The organism is Mesorhizobium sangaii (assembly GCF_014207355.1).
In the GTDB taxonomy this organism is placed as follows: Bacteria; Pseudomonadota; Alphaproteobacteria; order Rhizobiales; family Rhizobiaceae; genus Mesorhizobium; species Mesorhizobium sangaii.
Genome location: NZ_JACHEF010000001.1, coordinates 175,840 through 193,450 on the forward strand (window position 1 = coordinate 175,840; position 17,611 = coordinate 193,450).

Annotated in this window: 14 protein-coding genes; 5 read left to right on the forward strand and 9 right to left on the reverse strand. The window is 63.2% G+C overall.

All coding sequences use genetic code 11. The annotated features are described in order from the left end of the window. Positions 1-109: 109 nt before the first annotated feature. The 4 genes from sufD to HNQ71_RS00990 all read right to left on the reverse strand — a co-directional run bounded on the left by sufD (position 110) and on the right by HNQ71_RS00990 (position 5,055). Positions 110-1,378: a Fe-S cluster assembly protein SufD gene (gene sufD, locus HNQ71_RS00975; RefSeq protein ID WP_184870768.1), complete on the reverse strand. Its 1,269-nt coding sequence runs from the start codon at positions 1,376-1,378 to the stop codon at positions 110-112. Between the two features lie 25 nt (positions 1,379-1,403). Further along, positions 1,404-2,159, reverse strand: coding sequence for a Fe-S cluster assembly ATPase SufC (sufC, locus tag HNQ71_RS00980; RefSeq protein WP_095085379.1), 756 nt, complete (start codon positions 2,157-2,159; stop codon positions 1,404-1,406). Between the two features lie 27 nt (positions 2,160-2,186). Continuing rightward, on the reverse strand, positions 2,187-3,704 hold the full coding sequence (gene sufB, locus HNQ71_RS00985) for a Fe-S cluster assembly protein SufB (protein WP_013532161.1): 1,518 nt from the start codon (positions 3,702-3,704) through the stop codon (positions 2,187-2,189). A 187-nt stretch (positions 3,705-3,891) separates the two neighbouring features. Further along, positions 3,892-5,055, reverse strand: a complete 1,164-nt coding sequence (locus HNQ71_RS00990) for a cysteine desulfurase family protein (RefSeq protein ID WP_184870769.1) — start codon at positions 5,053-5,055, stop codon at positions 3,892-3,894. Positions 5,056-5,294: 239 nt separating this feature from the next. Between HNQ71_RS00990 and HNQ71_RS00995 the strand changes: the two genes are divergently transcribed. Together HNQ71_RS00995 and HNQ71_RS01000 are read left to right on the forward strand one after the other, a co-directional pair. Beyond that, positions 5,295-5,969 (forward strand): alpha/beta hydrolase, encoded by a 675-nt coding sequence (locus tag HNQ71_RS00995; protein ID WP_013532163.1) that lies wholly within the window; start codon positions 5,295-5,297, stop codon positions 5,967-5,969. 19 nt (positions 5,970-5,988) lie between these two features. Then, positions 5,989-6,639 (forward strand): FMN-binding negative transcriptional regulator, encoded by a 651-nt coding sequence (locus tag HNQ71_RS01000; protein WP_184870770.1) that lies wholly within the window; start codon positions 5,989-5,991, stop codon positions 6,637-6,639. Between the two features lie 20 nt (positions 6,640-6,659). Here HNQ71_RS01000 and HNQ71_RS01005 read toward each other — a convergent pair whose 3' ends face one another. From HNQ71_RS01005 to HNQ71_RS01020, 4 genes are all read right to left on the reverse strand, one after another. After that, positions 6,660-7,331 (reverse strand): phosphatase PAP2 family protein, encoded by a 672-nt coding sequence (locus HNQ71_RS01005; RefSeq protein WP_343067985.1) that lies wholly within the window; start codon positions 7,329-7,331, stop codon positions 6,660-6,662. Between the two features lie 183 nt (positions 7,332-7,514). Then, the gene (locus HNQ71_RS01010; RefSeq protein WP_184870772.1) at positions 7,515-9,164 is read right to left on the reverse strand and encodes an ArnT family glycosyltransferase; all 1,650 of its coding nucleotides are present in this window, start codon (positions 9,162-9,164) and stop codon (positions 7,515-7,517) included. Positions 9,165-9,222: 58 nt separating this feature from the next. Beyond that, the gene (locus HNQ71_RS01015; RefSeq protein ID WP_095085369.1) at positions 9,223-9,555 is read right to left on the reverse strand and encodes a lipid-A-disaccharide synthase N-terminal domain-containing protein; all 333 of its coding nucleotides are present in this window, start codon (positions 9,553-9,555) and stop codon (positions 9,223-9,225) included. Further along, positions 9,548-10,282: a glycosyltransferase family 2 protein gene (locus HNQ71_RS01020; RefSeq protein ID WP_184870773.1), complete on the reverse strand. Its 735-nt coding sequence runs from the start codon at positions 10,280-10,282 to the stop codon at positions 9,548-9,550. Before HNQ71_RS01020 ends, HNQ71_RS01015 begins: the two co-directional genes overlap by 8 nt. A gap of 514 nt (positions 10,283-10,796) precedes the next feature. On the opposite strand from HNQ71_RS01020, the gene tyrS reads away from it, so the two are divergent. Then, complete coding sequence (gene tyrS / locus HNQ71_RS01025) at positions 10,797-12,050, forward strand: tyrosine--tRNA ligase (protein WP_184870774.1); 1,254 nt, start codon at positions 10,797-10,799, stop codon at positions 12,048-12,050. A gap of 6 nt (positions 12,051-12,056) precedes the next feature. Here tyrS and HNQ71_RS01030 read toward each other — a convergent pair whose 3' ends face one another. Beyond that, positions 12,057-15,455 (reverse strand): YhdP family protein, encoded by a 3,399-nt coding sequence (locus HNQ71_RS01030; RefSeq protein ID WP_184870775.1) that lies wholly within the window; start codon positions 15,453-15,455, stop codon positions 12,057-12,059. 95 nt (positions 15,456-15,550) lie between these two features. Here HNQ71_RS01030 and HNQ71_RS01035 point away from each other — a divergent pair, with 95 nt between their 5' ends. Together HNQ71_RS01035 and HNQ71_RS01040 are read left to right on the forward strand one after the other, a co-directional pair. Next, on the forward strand, positions 15,551-16,018 hold the full coding sequence (locus tag HNQ71_RS01035; protein WP_184870776.1) for a peroxiredoxin: 468 nt from the start codon (positions 15,551-15,553) through the stop codon (positions 16,016-16,018). 145 nt (positions 16,019-16,163) lie between these two features. Next, the gene (locus HNQ71_RS01040; protein WP_184870777.1) at positions 16,164-17,480 is read left to right on the forward strand and encodes a peptidoglycan DD-metalloendopeptidase family protein; all 1,317 of its coding nucleotides are present in this window, start codon (positions 16,164-16,166) and stop codon (positions 17,478-17,480) included. The last annotated feature ends 131 nt before the right edge of the window (positions 17,481-17,611 follow it).

The following is a 17,611-nucleotide window of genomic DNA, read 5'->3' on the forward strand; positions in this document are numbered from 1 at the left end:
CCCGAGGGGAGAGGAGGTCGCCAGCGTCACCGTCTGGCTCTTCTCCCCTCGGGGAGAAGGTGGCCGCGAAGCGGCCGGATGAGGGGGCGCGGCTTTCGTCTTATGCCGCTTACCCGTGTGTCACAAACCAGTCGTCGAGCTTCGCTTCGAGCGCGTCGACGATCGTCTCGTCGTCCAGTTCCTCGATCACCTCGGCGACGAAGGCTTTGACCAGAAGGCCGCGGGCGGTCTTCTCGTCGACGCCGCGCGCCATCAGGTAGAACAGATGGTCGTGGTCGATTTCGGTGACCGTCGCGCCATGACCGCAGACGACGTCGTCGGCGAAGATTTCAAGCTCCGGCTTGGTCGAGAACTCGCCATCGTCCGACAACAGCAGCGTGTTGCAGGCCATCTTGGCGTTGGTCTTTTGCGCATATTGATGAACGTTGATGCGGCCCTGGAAAACGCCGCGCGCCTTGCCCGTCACAACGTTGCGGATCACTTCCGTCGAGGCCGTGTGCGGCACGGCGTGGTCGAGCACCATGGTCACGTCGGTGTGGGTGTCGCCGGCCAGGAGATTGATGCCGCGCAACTTGAAGTCGGCGCCTTCGCCGGTCGTCCTGACCATGACCTCCTGGCGCACCAGCCTGCCACCGGCGTTCATGACGAACAGCGTCAGCTTCGCGTTCTTGCCGATATGGGCCTTGAACTGCGCCAGATGCGTTGCCGTCTCCGGCTGCTCCTGGACGATCAGCCACGTCACCTCGGCCCCCTCGCCGAGCACAAGCTGGCTGACCGAGCTGACCAGGGCAGCACCCTCGCCGGCCTGACGTTCTACGATAACAGCCTTGGCCCCAGCGCCGACGCGCACCATGAGGCGCACATGCGTCTGGCCGCCGGCCTGCAGGTTCTGCAGTTCGATCGGCTTTTCCAGCTCGGCGCCATCGGCGATGTCGACAAAGTAACCGTCGGCGACGAAAGCCGTGTTCAGCGCGCCGATGGCGTCATCGCTGCCATAGGGGTCGAGCCCGGGTGCTGCGCTGCCGTCGGTCAGCTTTTCCGACAGGCGCTGCACGGTGACGCCTTCGACGGCCGGCGTCTTCGCATCGGACTTGCCGTTCAGGACCGCCAGCACGGCGGAGCCTTCCACGATCGGTGCAACAGCCTTGGTCATGGCGGCCGGATCGAAGTCCGGCACCGCGTTCAGCAGCCGGCGCAGATCGGTGTAGTGCCAGGATTCGATGCGCCGTGTCGGCAGGCCGTGCTTGATCGCTTCGATGGCGTCGTCGCGCTTGAGCATCACCGCGCCGTCGCCCGGCAACAGCGACAGCCGGTCGCCGAACGCGTCGATCAACGCTGTTTCGGCCGATGTCCGCTGGGGCTGAGTGTGCATATTCATCAGTTTAACCTTGCCCTCTGGCATCTCACGCGGCTTCGCCGATCACGCCGGCATAGCCATTGGCTTCCAGATCGAGCGCCAGCGACTTGTCGCCAGACTTGATGACCTGGCCCCTGTAGAGCACGTGAACCGAGTCAGGCACGATATGTTCAAGCAGGCGCTGGTAGTGGGTGATGACCAGGAACGCACGGTCGGGCGCACGCAACGCATTGACGCCGTCGGACACGATCTTCAGCGCATCGATGTCGAGGCCGGAATCGGTCTCGTCGAGCACGCAGAGTTTCGGCTCCAGCAGCTTCATCTGCAGGATCTCTGCGCGCTTCTTCTCGCCGCCGGAGAAGCCGACATTGAGCGGGCGCTTCAGCATCGCCATGTCCATGCTGAGCGAGGCGGCAGCTTCCTTCACCCGCTTGAGGAATTCCGGGATCTTCAGCGGCTCTTCACCACGCGCCTTGCGCTGCTCGTTCATCGCTACCTTCAGGAATTCCATGGTCGCGACGCCCGGTATCTCCATCGGATATTGGAAGGCGAGGAAGATGCCCGACGTGGCGCGCTCGGCCGGATCCATTTCGAGGATCGACTGGCCGTTGTAGAGGATGTCCCCCTCGGTGACCTCATAGTCCTCGCGGCCGGCGAGGATATAGGAAAGCGTCGATTTGCCAGAGCCGTTCGGCCCCATGATCGCGGCGACCTCGCCGGCTTTCACCGTCAGGTTCAAGCCGCGGATGATCTCGGTGCCGTCATCGACGATGCGTGCGTGCAGATTTCTGATCTCAAGCATTCTTTGTTTCCTGAATATTTTGTTCGGTCAGCCGACCGAGCCCTCAAGCGAGATTCCGATCAGCTTCTGCGCCTCGACCGCGAATTCCATCGGCAATTGCTGGATGACGTCCTTGACGAAGCCGTTGACGATCAGCGCGATCGCTTCCTCTTCGGGAATGCCGCGCTGCATGACGTAGAATTTCTGGTCCTCGGAAATCTTCGACGTCGTCGCTTCGTGTTCGAATTGCGCCGTCGAATTCTTGGCTTCCATGTAGGGCACGGTGTGGGCGCCGCACTGGTCGCCGATCAGCAGGGAATCGCAGTTGGTGAAGTTGCGGGCGTTGGTCGCCTTGCGGTGCGCCGAGACCTGGCCGCGATAGGTGTTCTGCGAGAAGCCGGCGGCGATGCCCTTGGAGATGATGCGGCTCGACGTGTTCTTGCCGAGATGGATCATCTTGGTACCGCTGTCGACCTGCTGGTAGCCGTTCGACACGGCGATCGAATAGAACTCGCCGCTGGAATCGTCGCCGCGCAGGATGCAGCTCGGGTACTTCCAGGTGATGGCCGAGCCGGTCTCGACCTGCGTCCACGAAATCTTCGAGCGGTCGCCGCGGCAGTCGCCGCGCTTGGTGACGAAATTGTAGATGCCACCCTTGCCCTCGGCGTCGCCGGGGTACCAGTTCTGCACCGTCGAATATTTGATCTCGGCATCGTCGAGCGCCACCAGTTCGACGACCGCGGCGTGAAGCTGGTTCTCGTCGCGTTGCGGTGCGGTGCAGCCTTCGAGATAGGAGACATAAGCCCCCTCCTCGGCGATGATCAGCGTGCGCTCGAACTGGCCGGTGTTCTTCTCGTTCATGCGGAAATAGGTCGACAGCTCCATCGGGCAGCGCACGCCCTTGGGCACGAAGACGAAGGAGCCGTCGGTGAACACGGCCGAATTCAGCGTGGCGTAGTAATTGTCCGAGGTCGGCACGACCGAGCCGAGATACTTCTTCACCAGCTCCGGATGCTCGCGGATAGCCTCCGAGATCGAGCAGAAGATGACGCCCGCCTGCGCCAGCTCCTTCTTGAAGGTGGTGACGACGGAGACGGAATCGAACACCGCATCGACAGCGACGCGGCCGGACTTGTAGACATTGTCGCTGACTTCCTCGAGCTCCGAGGCGTCGGTTTTCTGCACGCCGGCGAGGATTTCCTGCTCCCTCAGCGGGATACCCAGCTTCTCATAAACCTTCAGCAGTTCGGGATCGACATCGCTGAGCGACGTCGGGCCGGGCGTGCTCTTGGGTGCCGCGTAGAAGTAGATGTCCTGGAAATCGATCTTCGGGTAGTGAACGCGCGCCCAGGTCGGCTCGTCGAGCGTCAGCCAGCGGCGATAGGCCTCCAGACGCCATTCCAACATCCAGGACGGCTCGTCCTTCTTGGCCGAAATGAAACGGATGATGTCTTCGCTGAGGCCCTTGGGGGCCTTGTCCATCGCGATTTCAGTCTGGAATCCGTATTTGTATTGGTCGACGTCGATCTTTCGGACCCGATCGATCGTGTCCTGCACAGCAGGCATATGCGTTCTCCATCCACGCCGGGGTCAAGGCCCGACAGTTTTCAAACTATGGCACCGCCAAATGAACGCCGAATGGCATTCGCGACAGCGTAAGTTCCATATAGTGCGTTTCGACCGGAAATTCACCCGGCCAGCATAAAACGCACGGCTCTACCAGGCCGAAGGCCTGTCGTTATCCGGCCGCTGCTCATGCGGCCTTTTCCCTGTTGGCCCGACGCGCGGCGATTGCCGCCAGCGCGGTGCGAAACAGTTCGATGTCCTCAGCGCCGGTTGCGGCACCGATCGATACGCGCAAGGCGCCAAGGCTCTCGCCGTATCCCATGGCTTTCAGCACATGGCTCGGCCCGACCTTGCCCGACGAACAGGCGGAGCCGGCCGACAACGCCACGCCGGCCAGATCGAAGGCGATCTGCGCGGTTTCGGCTTTGATGCCCGCAATAGCGAAGAATGTCGTGTTGGCAAGCCTTGGCGCGCCGGTTCCAAAGATTTCCGCATCCGGCACCAGCATTTTCACGATGGCCTCGATCTCGTCGCGGCGATGACGCACCGCGTCCATGGCCTGCAGTCCGGTGAGAGCCTCGCGTGCCGCGGCGCCAAAGCCGGCAATGGCGGCGAGGTTTTCGGTGCCGCCGCGATGGCCCTTTTCCTGGCCGCCGCCATTGATCAGCGGCTTCGGCATCATCAGATCGGAGGCGGCGACGATGGCACCGACGCCCTTGGGGCCGCCGATCTTGTGCGAAGACAGAATCAGGTAATCGGCGTAACCCGCTGATAGATCGATAGAAACGCGTCCAGCCGCCTGGACGGCATCGACGACGAGGACACCGCCCGCACCCCTAGCGATCCCGGCGATACGATCGATCGGCTGGATGACACCGGTCTCGTTGTTGGCGGCATGGATGGCGACCAGCGGCAGGCCCTCGGCCTTGTCATGACGGGCGAGAGCGGCTGCCAATGCGTCGAGGTCGGCGATGCCGTCGGCGTCGACGCCGATCCGCGTCACCTGCGCTGCCGGAAAGTGCCCGCCGTTCAACAGGCAGGGATGATCGGCCTCGGACACGAAAAGACGGCTCATGCGCACACTGCCGCGCCCCATCTGCCAGTCCGACGTCAGCAGCGTCGAGGCGGCTTCCGTCGCGCCGGAAGTGAACACGACATGCTCAGGCCTGGCGTTGACCAGTGCTGCGACATCTCGCCTTGCGGTCTCGATCAGGCGCCGTGCGGCGCGCCCTTCCGTGTGGACTGACGACGGGTTGGCGGCGACATCGAGTGCGGCGACCATAGCCTCGCGCGCCGCGGCAAGCAGCGGAGCACTGGCATTATAGTCGAGATAGGCGCGCATTCCGGCCATTTTCGTCCGTTTGGTTCCCGTCAGAAGCCATTCCGATGTCGTATCGCGTTATTTCCTTGAAATTCCAAGGCGAGCCGTCCTATTTACGCGGCTTGCGGCGCGGGTGGCCCGGCTCGACGTCTGGCCACTCAGTTTTGAACAATTCTAAACTAGCTTCTAAGAAGACGCTCGCCCTGCGTCAAGGCCAGAGGAAGACACGTTCCGGGCGCCGCGCATTCGTATACCAAGTGGAGTATTTCATGCCTGAGGTCATTTTTACCGGTCCTGCCGGCCGCCTGGAGGGACGCTACCAGCCTTCCAAGGAAAAGAGCGCGCCGATTGCCATCGTCCTGCACCCGCACCCGCAATTCGGCGGCACGATGAACAACAAGATCGTCTACGACCTCTTCTACATGTTCCAGAAGCGGGATTTCACGACGCTTCGCTTCAATTTCCGCGGCATCGGCCGCAGCCAGGGCGAGTTCGATCATGGCACCGGCGAGTTGTCGGATGCGGCGGCGGCGCTCGACTGGGTGCAATCGCTGCATCCGGATTCCAAGAGCTGCTGGGTCGCGGGTTATTCCTTCGGCTCCTGGATCGGCATGCAGCTCTTGATGCGCCGGCCGGAGATCGAAGGCTTCATCTCGATCGCGCCGCAGCCCAACACCTATGATTTCTCGTTCCTGGCACCCTGCCCGTCATCGGGCCTGATCATCCATGGCGATGCCGACAAGGTGGCGCCGCCGAAGGATGTGCAAGGCCTGGTCGACAAGCTGCACACGCAGAAGGGCATCACCATCACGCAGAAGACCTTGCCCGGCGCCAACCATTTCTTCTCCAACGATGCCGACCTGCTGCTCGAGGAATGTGCCGACTATCTCGATCGCCGGCTGGCCGGCGAGTTGTCGGATCCGCGGCCGAAGCGGCTCAGATAGGCAAGGGAAGCGGGCAGCGATGTACGAGCCTCCTCATTTCAGGGAAACGCGGCCGGAAGTCCTGCACGGGCTGATCCGGGCGCATCCGCTCGGCCTGTTGATTTGCAACGGAGCCGAGGGGCCGGTCGCCAACGCCATCCCGTTCCTGCTCGACGCAGACGTGCCGCCGAACGGCAGGCTGCGCGCCCATCTGGCCAAGGCCAATCCGCAATGGCAGCTGCTGGCCGACAATCCGGCGTCCCCGGTGCTGATCGTCTTCCAGGGCACCGATGCCTATGTGACGCCGTCCTGGTACGAGACCAAGCGTGAGACCGGCAAGGTGGTGCCGACCTGGAATTATGCGATCGTGCAGGTGCGCGGCACTGTCAAGGTGATGGACGACCAGGCCTGGCTGGCGCAGCAGATCGCCGACCTGACCGCGTCCCAGGAAGGCACCCGTGCCGCACCCTGGGCGGTGACCGACGCGCCGGCGCCCTTCATCCAGTCGCAGATCAAGGGCATCATCGGGCTGGAAATCGAGATCAGCGAAATCCACGGCAAGTGGAAGGTCAGCCAGAACCGGCCGGTCGCCGATCGTGTCGGCGTTGCGCAAGGGCTCGAAAACGAAGACCACCGGTCGCCCGATATGGCCAGCCTGGTCAGGTCCTATGGCGGGCTGGACAGCAACTAAGCTTCAGCAAACCCGAGCCTTCAGCCAGCCTTCGCTCCGATCAGCCGGAACGTCTTCTTGCGGACCGGCAACCCCGACGGCATCGGGCGAAAGATGAAGCCGAGCCGGGCAAAGACAAGCCCGCACGCCAGCGCGAAGGCGCAGCCGAGGCCGAAACCGGCGACGGTGTCGCTCGGATAGTGCGCGCCGACGAAGACGCGGGTCGAGGCAATGCAGGCGGTGATCGCCAAGGCTATGTACCAACGTCGGGGGAACAACAGCAGGGCGACCCCGAACACGGCGCCCATAGTCGTGGCATGGCCGGACGGGAAGCCGGCGAAGCGCGCATCGAAGGCAAAGGGATGCAAGGCCAGCACCCCAAAATCGTCGAAATAGAGCGGTCGCGCCCGACCGATCGCATATTTCAGCACATTGACGGCCAGGCCGGAGAGGCCGGCGGCGCTCAGCACCAGAAAGGCCAGGCAGGTCCAGTTGTAGACCAGCATCAGCGATCGTCTTGAAAGGCTTCGCCAGTCGGTCAGGTTCGCGGCGACGAGCAAAAGCGCCGATGGAATGAGATACCAGCCACCCAGGCCGAACTGCGTGAAAAAGTCGGCCAGATGGACGACCCCTGGCGACCACTGGCCATGAAGTATCCCCGCCGGGGTGTCGAGGCGAACAAACGCCGCCGCCGTCAGCAAGATCCAGACCACGCTCCAAACCGGCCACACAATGTTCGGGTATCTGGCGGGACGCGCGGCAAAACGCTTTCTTGCGATCTGCATCGTATCGCGAAAATTGTCGAGGGATCGGCGCCCCACCTCAAGGAGCATACCGGAAACGGAAGGGCGCGATTTCACCAGCATAGGAAACTCGACCCTGTCATCGACGAGCCGTCATGGCGTCACACGATAGAGACCGAGCGACAGTTTGTCTCCCGACGAATAGTTGAGGCCGTCGATCAGGGCAACGCGGTTCACCGATTTGCCCTGTGCCGCCAGCAGGCCAGTCAGTTTCTGCTCGTCCTCGACCGATGCCAGCGCCAGTGCGCAGGCCGGATCGGCAAACAGATGCCTGGCGACGCCCTCGACATTGGTCAGCACCGTTCTCGTGCCGACCAGGAACACCAGGCTCGGTTCCTGGTATCGCGACGAGGCCAGCACGGTGGTGTCGCAGGGCTTGTTGGCGCGCACCGCCGCCTCGATGGCCGGGCTCAGCCAGATCGGTTTCAGCGACGGCGCTATGACGCCGAACAGCAGCGCATAGGTAATGCCCGCGCAAACCGCGATGGCACCGATGCGGCCGAGCGGCACTTGCAACTGCCGCGAAAAGGCAAAGTAGCCGGCGCCGAGCGCGGCCGCGGCGGCCGGAATGCTCCACCATGAGAACGTGCCTGTGAGGTAGAGCGGTGCGCCGACGCAGACCGCCGCCAGGCCGAGGCTGACCACGGCCAGACCAAATGCGGTCGACCACCACAACCAGTCCTGCCAGCGCCTGAGCGGCGCGTCCGCATCCTGCGGCGACAGCGTCAAAAGCCAGCCGATCAGCAATGCCATGCCGGGATAGGCCGGCAGGACATAATGCGGCAGCTTGGTCGGGATCAGCTCGAACACCAGCCAGAACGGTATGTACCAGGCGAGGCAGAAGCGCAGCCGGGGGTCATCGCGCAGGCGATTGAGGGCCTGGAGCCCGGCGCCGACGGCGATCAACCCAAAGGGCCACATGAACAGCGAATAGGTCAGCATGTAGAAGCCGGGCGGCAGGCCGTGCGATTCCTCGCCCGAGGCGACCTTGCCGATCATGTCCTTGCCGACGGCTTGCTGCAGGAAGGCGCCGCCGCTCTTCCAGGTGATCAGCGCAAGCCAGGGCAGCACGATCAGCACGACGAGCGCCAGGCCGCGCCCTACTTTGAGCTTCGACAGCCAGCGCCCGTCACGCTCGAAGGCGAACAGCACGGCGATGGTGAGTGCCGACAGCAGTGGGGCAATCGGGCCCTTGATGAGGATCGCAGCACCCTGCGCGATCCAGAAGATCCACCAGAGATGGCCGCCGACAGGTTGGTTCCGGCGCGAGGCCAGATAGATCTGCGCCAGCGCGCCTTGCGCCGCCACGCAACAGGCCAGCAGCATGGCATCGGTCTTGGCGTCGCGGCCTTCGAAAGCGGTGGCGAAGATCGCCGCCAAGACCAGGCCGGCGGCGATGCCGGCATTGGCACCGAACAGATTGGTGCCGGTCCAGGCGATGCCGACAACGGCAATCGCAATGCCAAGCGCCGAGACCAGGCGATAAACCCAGATCGGAGCGGCAGCGCCCTCGCCGCTCAGCGCCACGGCCGCCGATTGCAGCCAGTAGATGCCGATCGGCTTCTGGTAGCGCGAGGCGTCCTGAAAGCGGATGTCGACATAGTCGCCGCTCTCGGCCATCTGCTTGGTGGCCTGGACGAAGCGCGACTCGTCGCGGTCGATCGGCGGCAGCGACGCCAGTCCCGAAACCGTCATCACCAGGCTGAACAGGAAGAGAAGGATGTAATTCCTGTTCACCGCCATGTCTCAGCCTCCGTGACGAATTTGTCTTGATGTGCCACGCTGCTCGATCGATCGCTGTTCAATCGACCTTGCTCATTGCGGTCTTGCGCTCGTTGGCGATCAGCCAGAGATTGCGGATGTAGATGAACAGGCCCATGGACTGGCCGGCGATGAACACCGGATCCTGACGCTGGATGGCATAGATCAGAAGCAGGCCGCCACCGAACAGGGAAAAGAACCAGAAGGCCACCGGCACCACGCTGCGCTTGGCTTTTTCCGAGGCAAGCCACTGCACGACGAAGCGCATGGTGAAGAAGAACTGCGCAACGAAGCCGAGCAGGATCCACGCATCGAACTGCTTGATGAAAACCTGGTGAAGCCAGGTCACCAATTCCTGAAGCACGTTAACCACGGCTGATTTCCTCTACTTTAGGCATTCTGCGGCGCCGGCGGCGCAGCCACCAGACACCGGCGAGATCGAGAACCCCCTGCAGGCCGCGATCGAAGATGCCGTAATTCGACTTGCCGTGCCGGCGCGAGCGATCGATCACATCGCAGTGCACGACGCGATAGCCCTCCTGGATGACCAGGGCCGGAACGAAGCGATGGGTGCCGTCGAAGAACGGCAATCTGCGCAGGATATCGGTATGGACCGCCTTGAGGCCGCAGCCGGTGTCGCGCGTCTCGTCATGCAGGATGGCATTTCTCAGCCAGTTGGCGAAACGTGACGCCAGTTGCTTGACCTTGCTGTCACGGCGCTTGAGGCGCTGCCCCTGCGCCGCGCCGAAATCGGGGCCGGCCTGCAGAAGTGCATCGATCAGCACGGGAATGTATTGAGGATCGTTCTGGCCGTCGCCGTCGATCGTGGCGACGATACTGCCACACGCCGCCCAGGCGCCCGAGCGCACCGAAAGGCTCTGGCCGGCGGATTTCCGGTGCCGCAATTCCCGTACCGGAAACGGGCGAAGCGCTGCTTGCGCTGCGAGCACCGAAGCGGTGTCGTCGGTCGAGCCGTCGTTGACGATGATCAGTTCGAAATCGCGCCCGGCCATGGTGGCCTCGATCTCGTCGATCAACAGCGGCAGATTTGCCGCCTCGTTCCTGCAAGGAATGACGATGGATATCAATGCGTCCGGCATGTCGCGTCGGGGCTCTGTCGTCGGATATGGCATTTTGTGGATGCCGTGCGGTGCCGCTCGAGGTCGTGGACTGCTAGAACCTTTGGCGCGGCGCCTCATTACGCCAGCCGAAACGATGAAGCAAGCATTGGAGCCCAGGGCAATCGCTTCAGACCTATGCCAGTTCCAACTCGTGGCGGAGACCATCAATTGTCGATGTCGGCGCCGCCCCTCATCGCCCTGCCGGGCACTTCTCCCCGTATAGTGACGGGGAGAAGGGGGCTGATCGCAGTGCCGGTACGCTTTCTGCAGCGTTGACAACTGGCGAAACGGTCGATGAGAGCGCCCCTCTCCCCGTCACTATACGGGGAGAGGATGCCGGCAGGCAGGTGAGGGGCTGCGCCAACGTCCGGAAAGAGGGTGGAGTGCGAAAACCGGATTCCACTTTTGCTGATCGCGCTTGGGTGCTAAACGCGCCCGTTCATGCACGCCACGCCCTGGGCCAGATTGGCCGGACGCTTTCGGGAAAGAAAAAATGCCTGCCTTCAAATCCGATTTCCTGCGCACGATGAGCGAGCGCGGTTTCATCCACCAGACTTCGGATGATGCCGGGCTCGACAATCTCTTCGCCACGGAGACGGTGACGGCCTATATCGGCTTCGACGCGACCGCCAAAAGCCTGCATGCCGGTTCGCTGATCCAGATCATGATGCTGCATTGGCTGCAGCAGACCGGTCACCGGCCGATCGCGCTGATGGGCGGCGGCACCTCGATGATCGGCGACCCTTCCTTCAAGGACGAGGCGCGCAAGCTGCTGACCCCGCAGGACATAGACGACAACCTCGCCGGCATCCGCCGCAACTTCATGCCGTACCTCAAATTCGGCAGCGGGCCGAACGACGCGGTCATGGTCAACAACGCCGACTGGCTGATGGAGATCAACTACGTCAATTTCCTGCGCGACGTCGGCCGCCACTTTTCGGTCAACCGCATGCTGGCCTTCGATTCCGTCAAGCTGCGGCTCGATCGCGAGCAGTCGCTGTCGTTCCTCGAATTCAACTACATGATCCTGCAGGCCTATGATTTCGTCGAGCTCTACAAGCGCCTCGGCTGCCGCCTGCAGATGGGCGGCTCCGATCAGTGGGGCAATATCATCAACGGCATCGATCTCGGCCGCCGCATGGAGGACGCGCAGCTCTATGCGCTGACCACGCCGCTGCTCACCACCTCATCGGGCGCCAAGATGGGCAAGTCGGCGTCGGGCGCGGTCTGGCTCGATGCGGACATGCTGAGCCCCTACGAGTTCTGGCAGTACTGGCGCAACACCGAGGATGCCGACGTCGGCCGCTTCCTTAAACTCTACACGACGCTGCCGCTGGACGAGGTCGGCCGGCTCGAGCAGCTCGGCGGATCCGAGATCAATGAGGCCAAGAAGGTCCTCGCAACCGAGATCACGGCCTTGCTGCATGGTCGCGGGGCGGCGGAACAAGCCAGCGAGACGGCGCGCAAGACGTTCGAGGAAGGCGCGCTCGCCGAATCGCTACCGAGCGTCGAGGTGGACAAGGCAGCGCTCGAAGCCGGCGTCGGCGTCCTGTCGCTGCTGGTGACAGCCGGACTGGCGGCGTCGAACGGCGAGGCGCGGCGGCACGTGCAGGGCGGTGCGGTGCGGTTGAACGACCAGCCTGTCAGCGACGAGCGCCGACTGGTGACGCTTCAGGATTTGAGTCCGGAAAACATCGTAAAGCTTTCACTGGGCAGGAAAAAGCACATTCTGGTGCGGCCGTTCTAGGATCGGTCACCGGTATTCGAAGATCGACCTGAAGATGCCGGGTGCGATCACCGACAGCGGATTGATGTCCAGCACCGGCTTGTTGGCATTGCCTTTGAGCCGGTAGGTGACGCCAATCAGGCCGCGGTCGCGGCCATTGCCGAGAAGCGCGCCAACGATGGGCAATTCGCCGAAGATGCGATTAAGGCCATAGACCGGCATGAACGTGCCGGTCATGTCCATGTTGTTGTCCTGGTCGTAGAGGGTACCCTGGAACGTCGTGCCGATGCGGGGACCGCGCAGCACGCCATTGGCCAGTCTCAGATAGCCGCTGCCCTTGTCGATCTCGGCGTAGCCGCGTTCGAACTTCACCCGCGAGGTGTCCAGATTGCCCTTGACCGCCTGGTTGAGGCTGCGGCTGTCGCCGGCCGGCGTGGTCGACACGATGGATGCCAGTTTCGGCTCATTGACCACGAAGAAGTTGCTGGTATCGACCTTGCCCCTCAGCGATCCGTCGCTCGGCCCCGCCAGCGCGAGCGTGATCGCTCCGCCTTCCATATGCTCGTAGATGTTGAGGAACCGAAGGATGGCGCCGGCGTCCGCGGATCGCATGTTGAGCGCGCGCTGGCCGCCGCCGGTGGTGTTGCTGATGGTTATGGCGGCGCCCGAACTTGCCGTGGCGCTGACCTTCAGGCCGTTCACGCGCGAGCCGGCCGCGCTGTAGTCGAGCTTCAGGTTGGACAATTGCTCATCGTGGAACCCGGTCAGTTGATCGACATCGGCGCTGACGGAAATGGCATCGGAACCGGTGGTCTTCGTCGCCGTGTCGACGTCCGAGGTGAACTGCTTGATCAGCGAGCGGGCATCCAGCGCGTTGCCTGATATGTCGACCGCATAGCCCTTGCCGGACCGCTTCACCGACACCGCGACATCGTCGCCCCGGTTCAAGGTCACCTTGCTGAACTTTGCGGAAGACAGGGCGCCATTGACCAGCACGATGCTGCCTTCGACGGAGAAGGTCTTTCCATCGAGGTCGAAATCGGACAGCGTCGTGGTGTCGCCGGACTTGGTCATGACGAATGTGGCTTTGGCGGGAACCCCCGCCCCCTTGCTCCAGCCGGCCCAGGGGATGTCCAGCCTGGCGTTGGTCAGATCGGCCGAGACGTTCTGGTCGCCGCTGCCGCTCTTGTCGATAGCGACCTTCACCGTCCCGCCAAGCAGCGGCGTCAAGCCGGGCATTGCGGCGGCACGGATCTTGTCGTCGAGCACCAATGCCACCTTGCGGCTGGCCGGCGGCCCGTCATCCCGGAGCGGCTCGATCAGGTCGAGTTCGGCTGGAATGCCGTTCAGCGATGCCTTGGCGGAGATCACCGCCTTTTCAGGGTCGACGGTGATCGAACCGTCGGCATCCGTCACCGTCTGCCCCTCGAACGGCTTGGCCAATGACATGCCGCTGTAGTCGAGCGACACCAGCCAATCGAGCTTCGAGGAGTCGACGCCGGACTGCAACGGAATGTCAGCCCTGACATGGCCGGTGACGCTGCCCGACAGATCTTCCGGCAAAAGGCCGACATGGCGCATGGCGTTGATCGGCTCGTAGGAGGCGAGTTCGGCAACGGCGGAGGCGTCGCCCTCGACATCGATGTCGAGCGCGCCGATGACTGGCGGATGGTTGGCCGCCTTGATCGTCAGCGTGCCATTGCTGGCCGCGACGGTGCGGCCGCTGGGCATATACACGGTGCCGGAGGACAAGGAGACGTCGACATCATTGCCATGGAAGCTGACAACGCCGACAGCGTCTCGTATCGGCGGAATGCGGCCGGCCGTGTCAAAACGCGATCCCTCGACCTGGAAACGGCCGAACACCTCATCGGCGGACAGCGGCACGCCATTGCCGAGACGGTTCGGGACGACGTGGAACTGGAGGTTGGCGTCGACGACGCGGCCGCCAAACAGATTGGCCAGAACCCACAGCCGCGCGTTGCGTGCCGAAAACCACGGCCAAAGCTGCTTGACGTGAGAAACCTGCATGTTGTGGACGTTGAGCGCCAAATTGATCCCCGGCGCCTTGCCGTCGACAAACTCGACGGCGGCGGTGCCCAGCACCTCGCCGGAGGCGTCGGAGCGAAGCGCGATCTGCTCGGCGACCAGTCTGTGGCTCACCGTATTGTAGACACCGGCAATCCGGGCGAGGAAGGGGAGCGCTGGTTCAGGCGACTCCGAAGGCGCCAGCGAGGAACCGTCGCTGGTCAGGTCATAGCGATAGGCCGGTTCCTCGCCGGCCGCTCCGGTTGCCGGCTTCGGCCCGATCGAGCCGGCGAAATCGAATGTCGAGCGGCCGGCCTTCAGCAGCAATCTGTCCACCTGGACCTTGTTGCTGCCCTCAACCAGCGTGGCGTTGAGGTCGAAGTCCGCCGGGAGCAACCCGCGTGTGCCGAGATCGAGGATGGAACCCGTCGATGACAGCGCGGCCGTCAGCCGCGATGCATTGGTGCCGGACCCTTCCGATGCCGTCAGCTTCAGCGTCACCGCACCCAGCTTCCCGGCAGCCGCCGTGGTATCTGCAGCGCCCGTGACAACACTGGCATCCGCCAGATCGATGCTCGCATCCAGCGCCGTCACGCGGTGTGCCGCGATATCGCGGGTGGCGGAAGCGGCAATGGTAACCGCCCTGCCGTCGACATCCGCTTCGGACGAAAACTGCATGCCGCTGGGTCCCGACTGCACGACGGCGGCGTCGGTGACCTTGACCCGTTTGATCGTTCCGGTTTCGGGCAGAACGAATTCGACATTGCGAAGATCGATCTGGCGCATCGAATCTTCGCGCACGGCGTCGAGCGCGCTGTGAACGTTGGCGAACACCGCAGCCGACAGTTTCTCCGGATCGACGAGGCCATCCTGATTGCGCAGGCTTGCTGCCCAGTCGCCGCCGGACGGCATGGCCGCGACGACGATGTGCGCATCGGATATCCTGGCGCTGGTCAGCCGCACTTCCCCACGCAGCAGCGGTATAAGGCGCACGCCGAAGCGCACGCGGCCCGCATCGGCCATCGGCTTGCCGTCGGCGGTCTTCAGGCTGACGTCGCTGACCTGCAACGCAATGAAGCTCGATCCATCAAGGGTGATGCGCGCCGGCCCGACCGAAACATTGACATCGACGCCGGCCAGTTTCTCGATCGCGGTTTCCGCTTCCGCCCGAAGCCGCTCGGAGCCAACGCCTGACGCACCTACCAGATAGACAGCGACTGCCGCCAACAGGACGAGGCAAGCAAAACCGGCGAACACCCTTGCCAGGATGCGAAAGCCGCGTCCGATCCGCGCCTGACCCAGCGGTGGCACGCGGCACGCGGAGGGAAAGGCTCCCAGGTCGGTGATCTCATCCCGCCTGAACCGGATCTTCTCGTGCTGCGGTTGCTCCTGATCCACGCAATTTTCCGTTGTACGAACTCGATCGTGGACGAATCCCCGCTCGACACTATATCGGTGTGGCTTGGCGCGTAACCACAAACAAGGGCATCGGTATGGCTGACCTAGACGTAGGCGATATCGCGCCGCAATTCGACCTGCCGCGGGACGGCGGCGGATCTGTCAGCCTTGCTGCATCCTCCGGCAAGCCCATTGTGCTCTATTTCTATCCGCAGGACGACACGACAAGCTGCACGCAAGAGGCAATCAGCTTTTCGCAGCTGAAGTCGGAATTCGAGAAGGCCGGCGCGGTGGTGATCGGCCTGTCGCCTGATAACGTCAAAAAGCACGACAAGTTCAAATCGAAATACAGCCTCACCATCGACCTCGCCGCCGATGAGGAGCGCAAGGTAATCGAGGCCTACCATCTGTGGGTCGAAAAATCGATGTATGGCCGCAAATACATGGGTGTCGAGCGGGCGACGTTCCTGATCGGCCGCGACGGACGGATCGCCAGAATCTGGCGCAAGGTCCGGGTCAAGGGCCATGCCGAAGAGGTGCTCGCGGCTGTCCGCGCGCTTTGAGATAATTGTCGGCTGAGCCGACTGCCCACAACCCCATGCCCGCCTGACGGGCAATCGTTGACGGAAAGCCCGAAGCGAAAAGCTTTGTTAACCTTAATAATGTGTAGTCAAGCTATCGTGGTGTCGTAAACGAAAGCTTGGTCCCGTGAAGGCAACCGGTCAGTCAGCAGTCTTCGGCAGGCGCAAAGAGCCCCACACGATCATCATCGCCCGGGGCAATGAAATCAGGCACTTCACGATCCGCCCATGGCTCGCGGCTTTTGTCGGCTCGGCGCTGGCGGCAATTGCCATCGGCTACCTGCTGGCCACCTCCTATCTGGTGCTGCGCGACGACCTGATCGGCGCCACCACGGCGCGGCAGGCGCGCATGCAGCAGGCCTATGAAGATCGCATTTCGGCGCTTCGCGCCCAGGTCGACCGCATCACCAGCCGCCAGCTGCTCGACCAGCAGCTGATGGAGACCAAGGTCAGCGAACTGCTCGAACGCCAGAGCCAGCTCAGCCAGCGTCATGGCCGCCTCGGCCCGCTGCTCGAACGCGCAGAGAGCGAAGTCGGAGCGGCGCCTGCCGAAGATCCGGCAGCGGCCGGCAAGCCGGACAAACGCGCCGAGGTAACCGGCAGCATAGCCCCGCCGGCGCAGACCTACGCGGTCGCCAGCCTTGGCGCCAGCCTGGGCGCCGACCTCGGTGCCGGCGACACCAGGCCGTTCTCGTTGTGGTCGACCCGCTCCGATCCGCTGCCCAACGATTCAGCCGCCGATCGTGCCGACAAACTGTTCGTGTCGATCAACCAGTCGCTGAAATCCATCGAGAGCGATCAACTGACCCGCATCAGCACGCTCGCCGACAACGCCTACAAGAGCGCCGACGCGATCACCCAGGCACTTGAAGCGGCGGGCCTGCCCGTAGACAGCGATTTCGGCAAGAACGAGAGCGACGTCGGCGGACCGCTGATCCCGCTCGACAGTTCGATGATGTTCGACAGCAAGGTCAAGGAACTGGACGAGGCGCTGGACACGCTCGACCATCTCAAGAAGGAGGCGCGCCAGCTGCCGCTGACCAACCCGGCTCCTGGTCATTCCGTCACCAGCCCGTTCGGGGTGCGCACCGACCCGATCCTCGGCACCGCGGCGCTGCATTCCGGGATGGATTTCAGGGCGCCGATCGGCATGGCCGCAAAGGTCACCGCGCCCGGCGTCGTCACCAAGGCAGGCTGGAACGGCGGCTATGGCCGGATGGTGGAAGTCGACCACGGCAATGGTTTTGCGACCCGCTACGGACATCTCAGCGAAATCGACGTGACCGTGGGCGAGAAACTGGATGCCGGCGCTGTCATCGGCAAGACCGGCAGCAGCGGTCGCTCGACCGGCCCGCATCTGCACTACGAAGTCCGCCACAATGGCGAAGCCATCGATCCCCTGCGCTTCCTCACGATCGGCAAGAAGGTCGCCCAGTATCTCTGAGTCACGCAGGCCCATGGGCTGATTGGCGGCCTAATATCTCCGTATTCGTATCTCCGACCTTCGCGAGCAATCGGGCGAACCACGCGATCGCCATCCATCCCGCCTGACTGCCGGATGGGTCGTTTGGCCCC